Raw genomic sequence first — 18060 nt, forward strand, 5'->3', positions numbered from 1 at the left:
TATTTTATGTTCTTGAATTTTAAAAAAAAGACTTGCCATTGGATAAAAAATAAATAAAAATACAAAAAATATGAATAAATATTCATTTTGGATGGTGGTGCGATGAAAGAAAGAACAACTGAACTCGTTGATGGTTTAAGGCATTCAGTACCTTATATTAATGCACATCAAGGAAAAACATTCGTTATTTTATTAACTGGTGCAGTTTTAAAAAGTAATAATTATACAAGTATCATTAGTGACATTGGTTTATTGCATAGCTTGGGTATTAAACTGGTCATTGTTAATGGTGCGCGTAACCAAATAGATGAATCACTGAAAAATTATAATATTAAACCTAAATACCATAAAAATACTCGGATCACTGATGGCCCAACTCTAGATGTAGTTAAACAGGTAACAGGGTTATTACAACTTAATATTACCGCCAGCTTATCAATGAGCTTAAATAATACACCTTTGCAAGGCGCACATATTAATGTGGTTAGTGGTAATTTTGTTATAGCACAACCATTAGGTGTTGATGATGGTGTTGATTATTGCCATACAGGTAAAATACGTCGAATTAATAACGAAGCAATAGATGAGCAATTAAATCGTGGTTCGATTGTACTATTAGGTCCTGTAGGTGTGTCAGTTACAGGTGAAAGTTTCAATTTATCGTCAGAAGATGTTGCAGCCGAAGTAGCTATTCGACTTAAAGCCGATAAACTAATCAGTTTTTGTGCAGAACAAGGTGTACTTGATGAACAAAATCATGTAATAACTGATCTGTTCCCAGTGGATGCTGATAATTATGTTAATCGCAAAGAAGAATGTGGTAAACACCTATCTAGTGAGGCTCGTTTTTTGCGTGCGGCATCCAAAGCATGTCGTAATGGTGTCCGTCGTAGCCATTTAGTTAGTTATCTGGTAGATGGCTCTATTTTGCAAGAACTGTTTTCTCGCGATGGTATTGGTACACAAGTTGCAATGGAACATTCAGAGCAAGTTCGCTTGGCAACAATCAATGATATAGGTGGGATATTGGAGCTGATTCGACCACTTGAAGAGCAGGGTATCTTAGTTAAACGTTCACGAGAACAATTAGAGATGGAAATTGACAAATTCACTATTATTGAACGTGATAATATGACAATTGGTTGTGCTGCGCTTTACCCTTATCCAGAAGAAAAAATGGGTGAAATGGCTTGTTTGGCTATTCATCCGCAATATAGAAACTCATCACGCGGTGATTTATTATTAGAAAAAATTTCAGAAAGTGCTAATAATTTAGGATTAGAAAAAATCTTTGTGCTTACCACTCGAAGCATTCATTGGTTTCGTGAAAAAGGTTTTAATCCAGCTGAAGTGGATGATCTACCGATTAAAAAGAAACAACTCTATAATTATCAAAGAAATTCAAAAATATTAATGTTTGATTTAATTTAAATCTAGCTAAAAAAAGTCCGTATAGCAACGGACTTTTTGATTAACTAAATAGCTTAACAATAAATTCAGTGATTAACGATAAGGATGTGAAATCAGGATCAGCAAAGGTTACACCTTCAACACCTAAAAATTTAAAGAGAGGTAATGCGAGGGCTGGCAACACACATAAAAGTAAACCATTAACGAAAGAGGCAATAACCGCTCCTCTTGCTCCACCTGTTGAGTTACCAAATATTGCTGCTGTTCCACCGGTGATGAAGCTTGCCATAATTCCTGGAATGATAATAGGTAAACCAATAAAAGGGAAAACGACCACACAAGCTATTTCAGTAAAGAAACTCACAATAAAACCAACTAATACACAATTTGGTGCTTTATCAAATAACACCATTGGATCGACCGCCGGCACACAACCAGGTGCGACAACTTGGGCAAATCCTTTAAAAGCTGGGATGATTTCTTCAGTAAAAATAGCGACCCCTTTTTTGGCAATATAGAGGCCTCCGGCAAAAATAGCTGATTGTTCCAACGCAAAAATAATAAACGTATTGTTTTTAAGTATCTCTTTCAAATACTCAGCGGATGAAAAAGCACCGGATAAGCATAGTAAAACAAACATGGTAATAAAAGTCGCAACATCTGATTGCCTCAAAAAGCTAAAACGATCATTTATTTTAATCTTTTCGATATCATTTTTTTTATTTCCTAACCATTTACCTAAATAGGAGCCTAATAAATATGAAACGGTACCCGCATGGGCAATACAATAATCATTATTCCCTATTATTGTACGGCTAAATTTAGAGAGTAAAGTTGGAAATATCGCCATATAAAGACCAATAATAATAGCGCCAGTTGCAACAATGATATAGCCATTATAGCCCATACCTTGTAAAACTGCGGTAAATGAAAATGCCATGAATAGCACTAAATGCAATGATAAATAAATCGATTTAAAGCGGGTAAATCTTGCTAATAGTAGATTAATTATCATCGCAAAAAAGAGGATAAAGGCGGCACTAGTACCTAGTGATTCCATCGTCAATGCGGTAATGGCTTCATTACTTGGTACGACCCCATGCATTCCAAATGCATGAGTAAACATGTTACTGAACATAATTAACACGCCACCTAAAATTTTTCCACCCGTTTTAATTAACACAAAACCAATGAATGAAAGTAGGGTGCCAGTAATAATTTTAGAAAGTTTTGCTCTCTGTAGTACCAAACCTATGAACGCAACTAAAGCAATAATGATAGCTGGTTGACCAAATATATTTAGAAAAAGATCCATGTTTTTGCTCCAAATTTAACAACAAAACTTAAGATCATTATAATTAAAACGGCGTTTCAAATTGTGTTTTGGATCACAAATTAACAAATGAAATATGCAAATAATCAATTAGTAGCAATTATTCATCTTGATTATGCGGTATTAATTGAGCTTTTTAGTTGATGATTTTCTGGATTGATTGATGTTTATTTGTAAAAATAATTGAGGAGTCTATACCATTTCATTAAGTTTTGGGTCTTATATTAAATTACTTAATTTGCATTAAACTGATAAAAATGATTTTAGAAGCGAGCTATTAAAGCCAAAACGATGTATGAGATATCATGTTGTGGTAAAAAGAAAAATTAAAAAACAGCATAATGAACAAAAGTGTGATGTCTTGCTTGCGATTAATCGATATTGGTTTTGTGGAAATTAATGATAATTAATGCACTTTTTAGCGAAGATCAACGAAATATTCTGTAGTTTTCAAGTAAATTTAATAAGATTATTTATTGCGTTAATTTTGAGTCAGAAATATAAGCGTTACCTGTTTTGTTTGTCGATTTGACAGTTTCAATTGGTAACGCTCTAGTTTGTGAATTTTTTATTAGCTCAAATCTGAGCCATCAAATTACTATTGATGAGTAATATGACTTCCTTTTTCTTTAATAATATCTGATCCTTTTTCTACATTAATTTTAGTGTGGCTAAACTCAACTGATGCGTTACGAATTTTAAAACCGTTTTCCGCTTCAATATTGATGTTTGAAAATCTAATATTATTGAATGGCTTTTCTGGTGTTCCAATAATAAAACCAGCGTAATTACTTTTACCTTTTACAGTAAGATTATTGAAGCTAATGTTATTGAAGTATGGGGTTTGTTTATGCTCTTTTGGTTGTTCAGTATCCGCAGGATAAATCTGATCGCCTAACATAAATCCACCAGCAAATTCACCTTCTTGCAACGCTTTAATTTTTGCATCTTTTGTTGTTGGGCCGCCTTTATAATAAGCTGACAAAACAATTGGCGTTTTTACATTGACCATTGTTGTATTGTTATACTCAATATCTTTAACTTCACCACCTTTGCCTCTTGGCGATTTGATTCGAATACCATACATGGCATCGGTAAAGGTATTATTTTCTGCCAGTAAATTGCTCACACCGCCATATGTTTCTGAACCAATAGATAATCCACGACCGAGCATAAAGTTATTATCTGCAATATAAAAATCATGGCTAAGGTTGTTTACTGTTGATTTAATTGCAACATGGTCATCACCCACACTTATTGTGTTTTTTGTAATACTGACTCTTCTACTATCCATTGGATCAATGGCATCCGTGTTTTGCCACCAAGCTGGAGCGGATATTGTTGTTTTATTAATTGTAATATCTTCCACATTTTTAAAAACAATATGAAAACTTGGCGAATTTTGTATTGTGACGCCTTCAACTAAAATATCGTTAGCGTTTTTAAATAAAAGTAGACGAGGGCGATTGGTTGGTCCCTTTTTTCCGGCTTGACGAGTCTCGGCGCGGTATTTTTCTAAAAGCGTTGAACCTTGCCCATCAATAATTCCTTCACCGGTGATAGCAATATTTTTTTCTTCTGCAATATTAATAAACCCAATCCATTGTTTTGTTAGTGGTAATGATTCATCTGATGATGACCATTTTTTTTGTTCTTCTGAAGGATGATATGCACTTTCCTCTGCTGAAGCTTGTACTACCGCCCCTTTTTCTAAATGAAATTCAATATTACTTTTTAAAAATAGAGGTTCAGATAGGTAATAACCCGCAGGAACAATAACTTTACCACCGCCATTTTGCGCACAATCATTAATAGCGGTTTGAAATGCTTTTGTATCATACCAAATACCTGTTGCTTCAGCGCCATAATCTCTAACATTACATTGTTTATTAGGAATATTAAGTTTGTCCAAAGTAACTGGAACAAATGGTGGTGAAGCTATCACAGCGAAACTAGCGGTAAGCGTGAGTAAACTAATAGATAATCCATTTTTTATAATTAAACGATACATGTTTTTTCCTTAATGAAGAATAAAAAAGATGAAGTATAAAAATGATTATCTAGGTTAATAGTCTAAGAATCTGTTAATAGAGTCACAAATTTAAAAAATAATTTATAAAAATTGAAATGACGTTTTAATTTACGCAAGTGTCAGCTTTTTTATGAGATCAATTAACTAATTGATTTGCCATTTCATCACTAATGACTAATACATCAATATAATTTGCATTTAATGCAGCGATTAAACTGTTAAGTTTTTCAGCGTCGCCACTTGCACATATTTTTAGAGGGATTTTTTTTAAATTTTCTAACGTCACGCCAATAATTTGATCATGGAATGGCGTTTGTAATTCTTTACCATTTTTGTCATAAAATCGCGATAAAATGTCGCCGACAATTTTTCTGTTAGTAATTTTTTGAAAAAGTTCACCATAAAAACCATACCAAATTGAGCTTTTGGATATAGCTGGACAACCAATACTAAATAAAGCAACTGTGATCTTATTCCACCAATCATTGAGTTCTTTCATGTGTTGAGTTTTTTCAATTTCAGTTTTTAAATTAGCGGTATCAACGATAGCGGGGTAATCAATTAATATTGCTTTACTTTTAAGTTTATCGGAAAGTTTACAAGCTATATTATTTACGTGGTATTTTGTTTCGATCTTGCCAGAAGGGCCACCAATCATTGGTACGATGGTAACATTTTCAAATGTAGCATTATCATTTTTTAAACTATTCACAATATAATTGATCGAGCGTCCCCAGGACACACCAATCACATCATTATCGGTAATATTTTTGAGTAGGACACTTGCTGCCACATTACAAACAATCTGATTTTTACTTTCATTGTCTATATCAGTGTTGACGGGTACAACAATGACTTGTTTTAAATGATATTTATTACAAATTTTTTCTTCTAACGCTATATCAGGTAACAGATTATAATTAATCGAAATTGAAACAATGCCTAGCTCGCGTATTGTTTTTAACATTCGACTAATGCTTGAGCGATGTATGTTAACTATTTTTGCTATTTCGGACTGTGTTTTATTCTCTTCATAATACAATTGAGCAATCTTAATTAACATCTTATGCTGTTCAAACTCGTCGTTGCTAAAATTTTGATTAATCATAGTAGCGTTATCTTATTATCTTTAGTTATTAAAAAACTCCATATTTTTATTCAAATCAAGATGTCACAAATAAATGTCATCTTGATTTGAATAAAGTATAAATCAAGAATCAATATCAGGAAAATAATTTAAAACATAATCTTCAGCTTCTTTTGACCAAATACCATTATTTTTAGAGAGTATTTTTTGTAAAGTAATATCATCCGCATTTTTATCTAATGATTCTATGCATTTAAGATCAAACTTTTTATGGGTATAAACTAATTTTTTTCCACCTTTAATCTGATCCTGTATTTGAGTGACTTTACTTGCTTGGTCTATACCCATAATGTGAGTTACGATTTTTGCCACATCTACCGAACCTGATTCGATTAGTTTCACCGCTTCTCGCATATCATTAGTATTACCGCCTGAAGTGCCAACGATATGGGTAAAGTTATAATGGACATCGTAAAAGTTAATTTCAGCCGAAAAGTTTTTATCTTGGGGTCCAGCAAAAAAGTTAAGGCAACCGTCAATCGCTAATAGTTGAGAGGCGAGTTGAATTAACTCTTGAGAGGGTAAGAAAACAAAAACATCATCAAAACTTCCTGTGGTGGATTTATCTTTTAATAATTTCGCTTGATCATCGACATTAGAAATATCCACAAATTCTAATTCAATACCATTACGAGATTGATAAAGGGTTTTTAGATGTTCTATTTTCTCTTTGCTACGACCAGTTACGACAACCTTTTTAGGTGCGATGGGTCCCCCTAATGCATAATCTATTGCTAGCATACCCATAGGGCCCGTACCACCTAAAATAATCAGATTACCATTAGGCTTAATGCCCATAATATGTTCATAACTATTTGGCTTTAAATGAAAATTGGCATTGAATGCCCCAATGATACACGACAATGGTTCAATTAACGCACCTTCGAAATAAGTTTGTCCATCATAAGGAATCAAACAGTCTTGTTTTAGTACATCATGGTTAATTATCATGTAAGTTGCACAACCACCAGTATAAGGATAAGAATAACCTACGCAATATGGGCTATCAGAAAGTTGTAAATTGGCCTGAACGACATATTTTTGTCCTGGTTTGAATTTATGTTGCCATTTTTTACCCACTTGTATAATTTCACCGCAGCATTCGTGCCCAATAATAATGGGATTATTTTTTAAGTCGGGTGGCGTTTTCTTATGATTTTCACCTTGATTGACTAATTTTAATGAAGACATACACATACTATCTACAATGACTGTAACTAGAATTTCATCATCAGTAATTTCAGGAAGTTGAAATGACTCCAATCGCAAATCATTTTTTCCATACAGTCTAACTGCTTGAGTTTTCATATATTCCTCTAATTCTCTAATTTGGTTAAATTTATTTAGGAAAAGGTTTAAAGCGTTTTTATTTCAAAAAATCAAATTACTATTAATAAAGTTCTCGGTAATAGCTTTAAACCTTTTTATTCATTTTCAACGGTCAATTTTTTATTTCTTTAACGCTTTAACCTTTAGCAAGAATACCTAAACCATAGCCAATAATACCTACCGCAAATAATGCAAAGATTAAAATTATTGGACTGACTTTTTTCCTTAACAATTTCATCATCAAAAGTGTTAACGCTAATGGCAATAATCCTGGTACAAGGTCATTGAGAATGCCTTGTACTGTCATAATGACCTCTTCTCCATTCATGCCGGTCGTTTGGGATACAATAAGTGGGACATTTATGGAGGTCCATTTTGTGACTAAGACACCCATGATAAATAGGCCTAAAATTGTTGCGCCTTCTGTTAATTTTGGAAGAATATTACCTGAAAGATCTTTAACAATTCCGATTCCTTTAGATAATCCATACGTTAATCCATACCATTTCATGGCAAGTCGAATTAAGTTAAATAAGATAAAAAACAGTAATGGCCCAGCTATATTTCCGGTTAGTGCTAGTGATGCCCCAAGCGCTGCAGTTATTGGACGTAAGGTTCCCCATACTAATGGATCACCCACTCCCGCTAACGGTCCCATTAAACCAACTTTTAAACTGTTAATTGTGCCATCAGAGATATCAGCACCATTTGCTCTAGCTTCTTCCATTGCCATGGTAACGCCTATAACGGGTCCACACATTGCTGGAGTCGTATTGAAAAACGTTAGATGTCTTTTTAATGCTTCACGTTGCTCCTCTTTGGTTTTGTATACTCGTTTGATTGTAGGAATCATATCCACACAGAAAGCTAAGGCATGAATTCGTTCATAGTTGAAAGATGCTTGTTGAAAATTAGATCGAATAAATGTACTAACAATATCTTTCTTTTGAATGGTATTTAACATTTCTTTCATAATAGAATCCTTATTTATTAATCGTCTAACTCGTCATCAGCAATGATTGAATTTGCCACAATACTTTTTTCGCTATTTTTAGTCGTGTTAAACTTTGAATTTAATTGGACATAAATGGTGGCAAAAATAACGCCTAAAATACCGAATGAGAGTAAACTGAAGTTTAAGTAACCTCCAAGAACAAAGCCTAAATAGAAGAAAGGTGCTAAATATTTAACCATCATCATGTTTAATACCATTGCATAACCAACTACCACAATAAATCCACCCGCAACAGCAAGACCACCAGTAACAATATCTGGCAACATGCTTAATAAGGTGTTAACGGTATTGGCATCAACATAAATGGCGACCAATGTTGCCGGTATTGCTACTCGTAAAGCTTGTACAAAAAGCGCGCTATAATGTAAAAGTTCTATTTTTTTGAATTGAACTTTTTCTGCGGCATTATCAGCTTCATGTTGGAAGACAACCGTGATTGTTCTTGCAAATACCGTTAGAACTTGACCCGCTGCTGCAACGGGGAGGGCGATTGCGATTCCAGTTTGAATATCTTGTTTACCTACTACAACTAATATCGCGGATATAACACTAGCCAGTGCTGAATCAGGTGATTGTGCCGCACCAATATTCATCCAGCCTAATGCAATCAATTCAAGCGTACCACCTAAAATGATACCTGTTTTTATATCACCTAATATTAAGCCTATGACGGTACAGGCAATTAATGGGCGATGAGTTTGAAACTCATCAAGCACACTTCCCATACCTGCTATACAAGAGAAGATGAATATTAATACAATTTGAAATAATGAAATTTCCATTTTTTGCCTCCTTGTTTATTCCTATTAATTAATAGGGAATTCTTGTTCAAGTAGCTTGATAAAATCGACGTTAGGATCGGTAATTACCACTTTTAAGCAAAGATCAACTCCCATCTCATGCATCTTTCTAAATGCCGATACATCGTTTTCATCCACTGACACCGCTTTAGTAATCTGCTTTTTACCTGCTTTGAAAGACATACCACCAATATTGATACTCTTAATTGGTACACCTTGTTCGATTAATCGCAGAATATCGGTTGGATTGGTAAAAAGATAAAACACGGTATCGTTTTCATATTTTGGGTTTTTATAAACCGCTGCCGCTTTTTCAATACTCACAACAGAAACTTTAATTCCAGGAGGTGCAGCTTGTTTAACTAATGTGGCTCGGATTTCGTCATTAGCAACTTCATCACTAACAACAATGATTCTTTCTGCTTTTGCTTCTTTGGTCCAAACTGTTGTGACTTGACCATGTATTAAACGGTCATCAATGCGTACTAAATTTATAATCATTTAAAGTTCCTCTTCTTCAGCGATATTTTTAGCTATTTTTTTGAAAGATTTGATGAAATCGGATTTCATGTCATTAAGTTGTTCAAAAGTTTCTTCAAGGCTAATTGAAGAGTAATCAAGATGTAATAACGCTAAACAAAGTGGTAAAGATAAACCACTGATGACTTCGATGTTTTCTGATTGCATTGCCAACATTGCCGCTGCGTTATAAGGGCTACCTGAAAAAATATCAGTAATAATGATGAATGGTTGCTCAGTTGATTGATTAATAATTTTTAGATATTTGTCTTTTAATGTCTCAATACCATCACCTAACTGAAAAGTGATAGCCCGTACATTTGGATACTCACCAGCTATCATTTCAATGCTATTTTTCATTTCCACGGCAATGTTTCCATGACCCGCTAATATAAAGTTCATCTCACACCTCTTTCACAAATTCTCTTGTTGCTTCACAAATGTTTAAATGAATTTATATGCACAAATGCTCAAAGTAAATCACTAATGTGCAAAAATGTGACGTAGATTTGATTTTCTTGCAAAATAAAAGAAATGGTTTTTTTCTTAACGAAAAAAGGAGTATTTTGTAAGGCTAAAAAAATAAGGGTGATTGAAATTAAATGATCATTTCTTCTTAACTTAAATGATCAATGGAATTCTGTAGGATTTGTGAAGTAAATGACTTTTTAAGATAGAACCCTCTTGGGCGAGTTAAAATAATCTCGCCATTTTCACCAATGGCTTCAGTTAAAGCTTTTCCATTGGCAGCTTTAGGTCTGATCTGTAAATAGGTGCCATAACGCGCGGTGATTTTTTCAACTTGACCAAGAGCTATCATATCCATTAATTCTTGCCAATCTTGTTTAAGTTGTTGCTCTTGTTCTAAAGTTGGTGTCCAAAGTATTGGTTTTCCAACTTTTCTTTCTGCAAGAGGTATACTTCTTTCCCCTTCAATCGGGATCCAAAGTACTTTGCTAAGCTTGTATTTAACATGGCTGGTTTCCCAAATCACACCGTGATTTGCCATTAAAGGAATAACACTAACAAAAGTAGTTTCTAATGGTTTACCTTCTTTATTGACTGGAATTGTTTTTAGTTCAATGCCTAAATTAGAAAAGTCTTGTTCTGCTTTACTGCCGGCATTCGCACCAAGATAAGTTTCAATCAGATTGCCTACCCATCCTTTTTGTTTATTAAGATTAGCAGGGATAGGAATATTGACATATTGAGCTATCTCAGCAAAGCTATAGCCAGCGGCCATTTCTGCTCGATTCAATAACTCTTGTTCATTAGAAGGATAAAAGTTTAGCATCTGTTTCGAATAAATTTAATAATATCCACAATCAATTATATTGGTTGTGGATATTAAAATAAATCATTATTAACTTAGCTGTTCAACCCATTTAGCATAACTTTCAATGATTGATGAAAGAAAAGACTTGGTTTTTTCGTTAATATTGCCATTTTCATCAAAAGCTGTACCAATATTACCGATATAAGCTTCCGGTTGTTGTAGGGTAGGCATATCAAGAAAAACTAAAGATTGTCGTAAATGATGATTTGCACCAAAGCCACCAATAGCGCCTTGTGATACAGAGACCACAGCAGCTGGTTTTTTAGACCAAACACTTTTACCATAAGGGCGTGATCCAACATCAAGTGCATTTTTTATGACAGCGGGTAATCCGCGATTGTATTCTGGTGTAACAAAAATCACACCATCACAATTGGCAATTTCTTGGCGAAAACGATTATAGGATTGTGGCGGTGTATCAGTATCAATATCTTCGTTATATAAAGGTAAATCACCGATTTGGATGATATTTAGTGAAAGTGATGATGGCGCAATTTGTTGAAAAACTTTGGCTACTTTTAAGTTATAGGAATCTTTACGTAAACTACCAACAAGTACTGCAATTTTTTTACTCATTTTTGGTTCCTCTTAAATTGAAAATAAGAGACACCATAAGTGTCTCTTATTTATGATAATTACAGAACTTCACAGAGCTTTAGTGTCCTGATGAGTCCATTCTACGACCTGTTTCAAATAGGAACCATGCGCGTCTTTCAGTTTGATCAATCCACTCTTCAATTAAACTAGCTGTTGCGGTATCGTTATATTTGTCACAGATATCATGTGCTACGCGCATACGTTCTGTAAGTTTGATGTTATCTTGACAAAGTTCAGCAAGCATATCTGATGGTTCAACAAAATCAGCATTGTTGTCTGAAATGCTTTGTAATTTAGAAATATGACCAATTGAACGTAAAGTTGTTCCACCTAATTTACGTACACGTTCAGCAATTGGATCTGTCATTGCAAATAGTTCTTCACCATGGTCATCTAACATTAAATGGTAATCACGGAAATGTGGACCGCTGACATGCCAGTGGAAGTTTTTAGTTTTTAAATATAGAGCAAACACATCTGCTAATACAGAGTTCATTGCGCCAGAAATATCTTTTGAAGCTTTTTGGCCTAAATCAGTTGGAAATAAAATTGCAGATTGCTGTAATCTTTTGGCAGAACTTACATTTTTTAAAACTTTTGGAGCTGTTGATGATTTCGAAGCCGTTGTGCTTTTTTTAGTAGTACTTTTAGCCATGTAATATTCTCCTATAGGTGAATTAAATGATTATTTAACAAACACCAAATTACGCCAACTCTTTATTAAAGTCCAATCAAAATGAGCTATTTTTAACTATTACTGCTATATCAACTATCTATGAATGATTAATTACCCTATTTTTTTCTATTGTTTAAAATATTTCTTTCAAAATAAAAGAAAATGTTTCAAATTGTGATCCAGTTAAAGTTTTTTTGATTTCATAATTGTTAATATTTCTTTGCAATTTAAATCAATAGGAGAAAATATGATTGATACAATTTCATTTGGAGCCGAGTGGTTTATCGGTTTATTCCAAGAAGGCGGTAAAGTGTTAGTCGGGATGGTCACCTCGATTTTACCTTTATTAATTTCATTGTTAGTAGTTATGAATGCGGTCATTAAATTTATTGGACAAGACCGTATTGAACGTTTAGCTCAAGCTTGTGCGGGTAACCCTGTTTCACGTTATTTATTACTTCCTTTAATTGGTACATTTGTATTTTGTAATCCGATGACACTAAGCTTAGGTCGCTTTATGCCAGAGTTTTACAAACCTAGCTATTATGCAGCATCCTCTTATAGCTGCCACTCAATGAATGGTTTATTTCCACATGTAAATCCGGGCGAACTTTTTGTTTATTTAGGGGTAGCTGCTGGATTAACTACATTAAATTTACCATTAGGTCCATTAGCTGTTAGTTATTTCCTTGTCGGTTTAGTTACTAACTTCTTTAGAGGTTGGATTACTGACTTTTGTACAGCCATTTTTGAGAAAAAAATGGGAATTAAACTAGATAGAAAAGTTCATTTATAACAATTATCTATCACGATATAAGGAAAATAAAATGGCTAAATATATTCATATTGAAAAAGGTGAAGCAGGTTGGGGGGGGCCATTAGAGCTTCCAATCGTTGCTGGTAAAAAAATTGTTTACATTGCAGCTGGTACTAGACCTGCAATAGTCGATACTTTAGTTGAACTAACTGGTTGGGAAGCAATTGATGGTTTTAAAGAAGGTGAACCACCAAAAGACGAAATAGGCGTTGCTGTAATTGACTGTGGCGGAACTCTCCGTTGTGGTATTTATCCAAAAAATCGAATACCAACTATCAACATCCACGCAACTGGTAAATCAGGACCACTTGCACAATATATTGTCGAAGACATTTATGTTTCTGCTGTTAAGCCAAACAATATCAAACTAATTGAAAAGGAAGGTGATGTTGTAGGAGAAACAGCTCAAGCAAATACTAAAGCGTCAGAATTTAAAGATTATGACAGTAGTAAAAAAATCACTGAACAAAGTGATGGCTTATTAGCCAAAATTGGTATCGGTATGGGGTCTGGTGTAGCAGTTTTTTTCCAAGCTGGCCGAGATACTATTGATACTGTTCTCAAAACGATTTTACCTTTCATGGCATTTGTTTCAGCCTTAATCGGGATCATTATTGCATCTGGATTAGGTGACTTCATTGCCCATGGATTAGTCCCTTTAGCAGATAATCCACTTGGTTTAGTGATATTAGCATTAATTTGTTCTTTCCCATTACTTTCACCGTTCTTAGGTCCTGGTGCGGTAATCGCGCAAGTTATCGGTACATTAGTTGGTGTACAAATTGGGTTAGGTAATATTCCACCTCATTTAGCACTACCAGCATTGTTTGCCATAAATGCTCAAGCTGCATGTGACTTTATCCCTGTCGGTTTATCACTAGCAGAAGCAAAACAAGATACTGTTCGTGTAGGTGTTCCTTCGGTTCTAGTAAGTCGATTTTTAACTGGTGCACCAACCGTATTAATCGCTTGGGCAGTGTCATTATTTATCTATCAATAGACATATTTAAGTATTTAGGGATGAACATCATCCCTCTTTAGCAAACAGTGAAATTTGAAAATTTCGCTTCAACTAAAAATTAAAGAAGGTTAACGATGTCGAATGTTATCTATCAATCAAAAATTAATCAAATTGGTGAGTTTGCCCCAGATGCATTGGCTGATGGCATGCTAATACTATTTAAAAATGGAGCGCCATCAGACTTAGCTGATTACTGTTTTGTACATAGTCATGATGATTTAAAACAAGATCTACAAGTAGGGCAAGTATTTCAAATTGGCAAACATACTTTTCAAATTACCTCCGTTGGCGATGTTGCTAGCACCAATTTTCGTGAATTAGGGCATATCACATTAAGGTTTGACGGCAGTAGCCAAGCAGAATTACCGGGAACTATCCATGTAAAAGGTGACATTCCAAATCAACTTTTTGTGGGTGATGAAATTAAAATTTTAACTAATTAAGGAACAAAGAATGAAAAAAGTTGCAGTTGTTGTAGGTGGAGGACAAACTTTAGGTGAGTTTTTATGTAAAGGGATTGCTGATGCTGGTTATAATGTAGCTGTTGCTGATTTAAATATTGAAAATGCAAATAAAGTAGCAGATGCTATCAATCAGAAACATGGAGCCGGTACCGCAAAAGGCTTTGGTGTTGATGCAACAAATGAAGAGAGTGTGATTAAACTTGCACAAGATGTTGATAATACATTTAACCGAGCTGATTTAATGGTTTATAGTGCAGGTGTTGCTAAAGCAGCTCCTATTACAAACTTTGCTTTAAGCGATTTTCAATTATCAGTAAATGTTAATCTTACTGGTTACTTTTTGTGTGCTCGCGAGTTTGCTAAATTAATGCTCAAACATAAAACGGCTGGACGAATTATTCAAATAAATTCAAAATCTGGTAAAGTTGGTAGTAAACATAATTCTGGTTATAGTGCTGCTAAATTTGGTGGTGTTGGTTTAACTCAATCATTAGCACTTGATCTTGCAGATTATGGTATTACTGTAAATTCATTAATGTTAGGTAATTTATTAAAATCACCAATGTTCCAATCATTAATTCCTCAATACGCTAAAAAATTGGGTATTCCAGAAAACGAAGTTGAGCAAGTTTATATTGATAAGGTGCCACTTAAACGTGGTTGTGATTATCAAGATGTGCTTAATGTCTTATTATTTTATGCAAGTGATAAGGCTTCATATTGTACTGGACAATCAATTAATATTACTGGTGGCCAAGTAATGTTCTAATTAAAATAAAGTGCGAAAGTGTTTGTTATCACTTTCGCATTTTTATTTAGCCTAAATTATTAATGGAGATAGCCATGAACATGACGACAACTTTAATTATTTTTGCGCTTATGGCCTGGTGTGTCCAAATCATATTTAGTTGGTTGCAAATTCGCCGATTTAATCAAGCCTTTTTAGCGATGAAAAAAGGGCGATATTTGGGGGTTGGTCGTAGTCAAACTAAATGGTTTAAGCCAAGAGTCTTAATTGCTATCTCATTAGATGAAAACCAAAATGTAATTGATTCAGTAAAAATGAAGGGCATTACAGTATTTGCATTACCTAAGACTATTCCTCAATTACATGGACTTAATGCAAAAGAGATTATACCTGAAACGATTTACCCAAACGATCCTGCTTCGCGAAGTGCATTATCAGTTGCGTTAACCGCGAGCAATAAATAGTATTTAACTTTTATTTTGAAAAGTATTTTCTTTTATATTGAAGTATACTATCTTGCAAAGTAAATGATCTTATTTACTGTGAAAATAATGGAATCTTGGCATGAAAGTTAAACAAAGGCAAACCGCAATTTTAGAATATTTACAAAATCATGGACAGGTTAGTGTAGATGAATTAGTCGCACATTTTCGGACTACTGGAACCACTATAAGGAAAGATCTTACTCAACTTAATGAGAGTGGATTAGTTTTAAGGACTTATGGTGGAGCAATGCTAAATCGAGAAATCGGTGACAGAGCTATTGATCATAAAACCTACATTAATACTGCTGCTAAAAAAGCGATTGCTCAAGAAGCCGCTAAATTGATCCATGAAGGTGATTCAATTATTTTCGATGCAGGCAGTACTGTCGCACAGATGATTCCAATGTTAGCCCAGTTTAATAATTTAACTATTATGACCAATAGTTTACATATGGTTAATGAACTGGTAGCTAATGATAACGATCAAACCATTATTTTGACGGGAGGCACTTTTCGCCGAAAATCAGCCTCCTTCCATAGTAATCATGCATCAGCAATTGCGGCCTTTGAATCTTATACTTTTGATAAATTATTTATGGGTGCTGATGGTGTTGATGTAGTTGGTGGTGTGACAACATTCAACGAAAGCTATCATGGTAGTGTGGCGATGAGTAAAGCCGCTGCAAAATTGATTTTACTCGTTGACTCAACTAAATTTGGGCGGCGTAGCCCAAATGTCGTTTGTGATATAGAATCAGTTGATACGATTATTACAGACAATAATTTAGATGATAAATATTACGACGCATTAATTCAAAAAGGTATTAAAGTTATAAAAGTAAAACCTTTAGATAAGTAAAAAGACATTAAAATATAAAAAAAGTTGAGGAACGGGGTTTTTGACGTTAATAATAGTGGTAATTTTATTAAAATTGGTTTGATATTAACGATCTATCTGAAACACTCGAATAATTTCTAAACCTAATATTATGCGTTCGGACATGGAAATAATTGCCGAACGCCTTAGCAAAGTGGATTAGAACAATAATCTTGCTCGAATTGTACCAGCGACATTTTTTAGTTTAACTAATAACTCTTCTGCTTTATTTTGTTCTACTCTATCAATATCAATCACAACATAACCAATTTTAGAATCAGTCTGTAAATACTGAGCTGAAATGTTTAGACCTTGTTCTGCAAATAGCGTATTTATTGCAGTCAACACGCCCGGTTGATTGTGATGAATATTAATAAATCGGCTAGATCCTTTTGCCGGAATCGGTAATGATGCTTCAGGGAAGTTAACCGCTGAAAGTGTTGCGCCTGTATCAGAATATTTTGCCAACTTGGTTGCAACTTCAATACCGATATTTTCTTGTGCTTCAGTAGTTGAACCGCCGATATGTGGGGTAATAATGACATTATCAAATTTACACAGTGGTGATTCGAATGGATCGCTATTAGTTGCCGGTTCACTAGGGAAAACGTCAATAGCAGCACCACTAAGTTTATTGTTTTCCAACGCTTGAGTTAAGGCTTCAATATCAATCACACTACCGCGAGAGGCATTAATCAATATAGAGCCTGATTTCATCATGTCGATTTCTGATTTGCCAATCATTTTAATTGTGGTTGAGTTTTCTGGAACATGCATACTTACAATATCACTCATGGCAAGTAATTCTTTCATGGATGAAATTTGTTTGGCATTGCCTAATGGTAATTTAGTTTCGATATCATAAAAATAAACATTCATGCCTAATGATTCAGCCAATACGCTTAATTGACTACCGATATGGCCATAACCAATGATACCTAAATTTTTACCACGCGCTTCATGAGAACCTGTGGCTAATTTGTTCCATTTTCCCTGGTGAGCTTTGGCATTAGCTTCAGGTACTCGGCGAAGTAATAAAATCGCTTCAGCCAATACTAGCTCTGCAACAGAACGCGTATTAGAAAACGGTGCATTAAAAACAGGAATTCCTTTAACGGTTGCAGCATCAAGTTCAACTTGATTGGTTCCAATACAGAAACAACCAATTCCTGCAAGTTTTGGGGCAGCATCGATTATATCTTTTGTTAAATGTGTTCTTGAGCGAATACCAATAAATCTTGCATCTTTAATTGCCGCTTCAAGTTCGGATTTGGATAGCGCACCTTTATGATATTCAATGTTGTTAAAGCCTGCCGATTTAAGTGTTTCAATCGCGCTAGGGTGGACACCTTCAAGTAATAGAAACTTGTTTTCATCTTTGGTTAACGCTTGAACAACCATTTCTTCCTCTCTATCTTTAATATTTAAAACAATTTGTCATGCAAAGTTATTAA

19 protein-coding genes are annotated in these 18060 nt (G+C 34.3%); 7 read left to right on the top strand and 12 right to left on the bottom strand.

Annotated elements, in window-relative coordinates; all coding sequences use genetic code 11:
- Positions 1-102 precede the first annotated feature (102 nt).
- Entirely contained in the window at positions 103-1431 is a 1329-nt protein-coding gene (gene argA / locus A9G08_RS01450) for an amino-acid N-acetyltransferase (protein ID WP_065561985.1), read from the top strand.
- 40 nt (positions 1432-1471) lie between these two features.
- Here the strand turns inward: argA and A9G08_RS01455 are convergent, their stop codons facing one another.
- From A9G08_RS01455 to A9G08_RS01505, 11 genes are all read right to left on the bottom strand, one after another.
- A complete protein-coding gene (locus tag A9G08_RS01455) occupies positions 1472-2725 on the bottom strand; it encodes a PTS ascorbate transporter subunit IIC (protein WP_065561986.1) in 1254 nt (417 codons plus the stop codon).
- 616 nt (positions 2726-3341) lie between these two features.
- Positions 3342-4754 carry a glycoside hydrolase family 28 protein gene (locus A9G08_RS01460; RefSeq protein WP_081299443.1) on the bottom strand — a complete coding sequence of 471 codons (1413 nt, stop codon included), beginning with the start codon at positions 4752-4754 and terminating at the stop codon, positions 3342-3344.
- Between the two features lie 157 nt (positions 4755-4911).
- Positions 4912-5883: a sugar-binding transcriptional regulator gene (locus tag A9G08_RS01465; protein WP_065561987.1), complete on the bottom strand. Its 972-nt coding sequence runs from the start codon at positions 5881-5883 to the stop codon at positions 4912-4914.
- Between the two features lie 102 nt (positions 5884-5985).
- Complete coding sequence (locus tag A9G08_RS01470; protein ID WP_065561988.1) at positions 5986-7230, bottom strand: zinc-binding dehydrogenase; 1245 nt, start codon at positions 7228-7230, stop codon at positions 5986-5988.
- Positions 7231-7387: 157 nt separating this feature from the next.
- Entirely contained in the window at positions 7388-8224 is an 837-nt protein-coding gene (locus A9G08_RS01475; RefSeq protein ID WP_065561989.1) for a mannose/fructose/sorbose PTS transporter subunit IID, read from the bottom strand.
- Positions 8225-8241: 17 nt separating this feature from the next.
- Positions 8242-9048, bottom strand: a complete 807-nt coding sequence (locus tag A9G08_RS01480) for a PTS mannose/fructose/sorbose transporter subunit IIC (RefSeq protein ID WP_065561990.1) — start codon at positions 9046-9048, stop codon at positions 8242-8244.
- 24 nt (positions 9049-9072) lie between these two features.
- Complete coding sequence (locus A9G08_RS01485) at positions 9073-9567, bottom strand: PTS system mannose/fructose/N-acetylgalactosamine-transporter subunit IIB (RefSeq protein WP_065561991.1); 495 nt, start codon at positions 9565-9567, stop codon at positions 9073-9075.
- The gene (locus A9G08_RS01490) at positions 9568-9987 is read right to left on the bottom strand and encodes a PTS sugar transporter subunit IIA (RefSeq protein ID WP_065561992.1); all 420 of its coding nucleotides are present in this window, start codon (positions 9985-9987) and stop codon (positions 9568-9570) included.
- Between the two features lie 214 nt (positions 9988-10201).
- A complete protein-coding gene (gene mutH / locus A9G08_RS01495) occupies positions 10202-10879 on the bottom strand; it encodes a DNA mismatch repair endonuclease MutH (RefSeq protein ID WP_176701504.1) in 678 nt (225 codons plus the stop codon).
- A 69-nt stretch (positions 10880-10948) separates the two neighbouring features.
- A complete protein-coding gene (locus A9G08_RS01500; RefSeq protein WP_065561994.1) occupies positions 10949-11497 on the bottom strand; it encodes an NADPH-dependent FMN reductase in 549 nt (182 codons plus the stop codon).
- A 79-nt stretch (positions 11498-11576) separates the two neighbouring features.
- Complete coding sequence (locus A9G08_RS01505) at positions 11577-12173, bottom strand: Dps family protein (protein WP_081299444.1); 597 nt, start codon at positions 12171-12173, stop codon at positions 11577-11579.
- A 268-nt stretch (positions 12174-12441) separates the two neighbouring features.
- Between A9G08_RS01505 and srlA the strand changes: the two genes are divergently transcribed.
- The 6 genes from srlA (at position 12442) to srlR (ending at position 16588) form a co-directional block, all read left to right on the top strand.
- Positions 12442-12990, top strand: a complete 549-nt coding sequence (gene srlA, locus A9G08_RS01510) for a PTS glucitol/sorbitol transporter subunit IIC (RefSeq protein WP_065561995.1) — start codon at positions 12442-12444, stop codon at positions 12988-12990.
- 31 nt (positions 12991-13021) lie between these two features.
- Complete coding sequence (gene srlE, locus A9G08_RS01515; RefSeq protein WP_065561996.1) at positions 13022-14011, top strand: PTS glucitol/sorbitol transporter subunit IIB; 990 nt, start codon at positions 13022-13024, stop codon at positions 14009-14011.
- Positions 14012-14106: 95 nt separating this feature from the next.
- On the top strand, positions 14107-14475 hold the full coding sequence (gene srlB, locus A9G08_RS01520; protein WP_065561997.1) for a PTS glucitol/sorbitol transporter subunit IIA: 369 nt from the start codon (positions 14107-14109) through the stop codon (positions 14473-14475).
- A 10-nt stretch (positions 14476-14485) separates the two neighbouring features.
- The gene (gene srlD / locus A9G08_RS01525) at positions 14486-15265 is read left to right on the top strand and encodes a sorbitol-6-phosphate dehydrogenase (protein WP_065561998.1); all 780 of its coding nucleotides are present in this window, start codon (positions 14486-14488) and stop codon (positions 15263-15265) included.
- Positions 15266-15339: 74 nt separating this feature from the next.
- Positions 15340-15708 (top strand): transcriptional regulator GutM, encoded by a 369-nt coding sequence (locus tag A9G08_RS01530; protein ID WP_065561999.1) that lies wholly within the window; start codon positions 15340-15342, stop codon positions 15706-15708.
- 100 nt (positions 15709-15808) lie between these two features.
- Positions 15809-16588 carry a glucitol operon DNA-binding transcriptional repressor SrlR gene (gene srlR, locus A9G08_RS01535; RefSeq protein WP_065562000.1) on the top strand — a complete coding sequence of 260 codons (780 nt, stop codon included), beginning with the start codon at positions 15809-15811 and terminating at the stop codon, positions 16586-16588.
- A gap of 177 nt (positions 16589-16765) precedes the next feature.
- Here srlR and serA read toward each other — a convergent pair whose 3' ends face one another.
- Positions 16766-18007, bottom strand: coding sequence for a phosphoglycerate dehydrogenase (gene serA, locus A9G08_RS01540; RefSeq protein ID WP_065562001.1), 1242 nt, complete (start codon positions 18005-18007; stop codon positions 16766-16768).
- Positions 18008-18060: the final 53 nt, after the last annotated feature.

The organism is Gilliamella sp. wkB195 (assembly GCF_001690445.1).
In the GTDB taxonomy this organism is placed as follows: Bacteria; Pseudomonadota; Gammaproteobacteria; order Enterobacterales; family Orbaceae; genus Gilliamella; species Gilliamella apicola_E.

Bases quoted from the DNA above. Each gene is read 5' to 3' on its own strand.
- A9G08_RS01530 (WP_065561999.1), top strand. From the start codon at position 15,340: ATGAACATGACGACAACTTTAATTATTTTTGCGCTTATGGCCTGGTGT.
- srlB (WP_065561997.1), top strand. From the start codon at position 14,107: ATGTCGAATGTTATCTATCAATCAAAAATTAATCAAATTGGTGAGTTT.
- A9G08_RS01505 (WP_081299444.1), bottom strand. From the start codon at position 12,173: ATGGCTAAAAGTACTACTAAAAAAAGCACAACGGCTTCGAAATCATCA.
- mutH (WP_176701504.1), bottom strand. From the start codon at position 10,879: ATGCTAAACTTTTATCCTTCTAATGAACAAGAGTTATTGAATCGAGCA.
- A9G08_RS01455 (WP_065561986.1), bottom strand. From the start codon at position 2,725: ATGGATCTTTTTCTAAATATATTTGGTCAACCAGCTATCATTATTGCT.
- argA (WP_065561985.1), top strand. From the start codon at position 103: ATGAAAGAAAGAACAACTGAACTCGTTGATGGTTTAAGGCATTCAGTA.
- A9G08_RS01485 (WP_065561991.1), bottom strand. From the start codon at position 9,567: ATGATTATAAATTTAGTACGCATTGATGACCGTTTAATACATGGTCAA.
- srlE (WP_065561996.1), top strand. From the start codon at position 13,022: ATGGCTAAATATATTCATATTGAAAAAGGTGAAGCAGGTTGGGGGGGG.
- A9G08_RS01470 (WP_065561988.1), bottom strand. From the start codon at position 7,230: ATGAAAACTCAAGCAGTTAGACTGTATGGAAAAAATGATTTGCGATTG.
- A9G08_RS01490 (WP_065561992.1), bottom strand. From the start codon at position 9,987: ATGAACTTTATATTAGCGGGTCATGGAAACATTGCCGTGGAAATGAAA.
- srlA (WP_065561995.1), top strand. From the start codon at position 12,442: ATGATTGATACAATTTCATTTGGAGCCGAGTGGTTTATCGGTTTATTC.
- srlR (WP_065562000.1), top strand. From the start codon at position 15,809: ATGAAAGTTAAACAAAGGCAAACCGCAATTTTAGAATATTTACAAAAT.
- serA (WP_065562001.1), bottom strand. From the start codon at position 18,007: ATGGTTGTTCAAGCGTTAACCAAAGATGAAAACAAGTTTCTATTACTT.
- A9G08_RS01500 (WP_065561994.1), bottom strand. From the start codon at position 11,497: ATGAGTAAAAAAATTGCAGTACTTGTTGGTAGTTTACGTAAAGATTCC.
- A9G08_RS01475 (WP_065561989.1), bottom strand. From the start codon at position 8,224: ATGAAAGAAATGTTAAATACCATTCAAAAGAAAGATATTGTTAGTACA.
- A9G08_RS01460 (WP_081299443.1), bottom strand. From the start codon at position 4,754: ATGTATCGTTTAATTATAAAAAATGGATTATCTATTAGTTTACTCACG.
- srlD (WP_065561998.1), top strand. From the start codon at position 14,486: ATGAAAAAAGTTGCAGTTGTTGTAGGTGGAGGACAAACTTTAGGTGAG.
- A9G08_RS01465 (WP_065561987.1), bottom strand. From the start codon at position 5,883: ATGATTAATCAAAATTTTAGCAACGACGAGTTTGAACAGCATAAGATG.
- A9G08_RS01480 (WP_065561990.1), bottom strand. From the start codon at position 9,048: ATGGAAATTTCATTATTTCAAATTGTATTAATATTCATCTTCTCTTGT.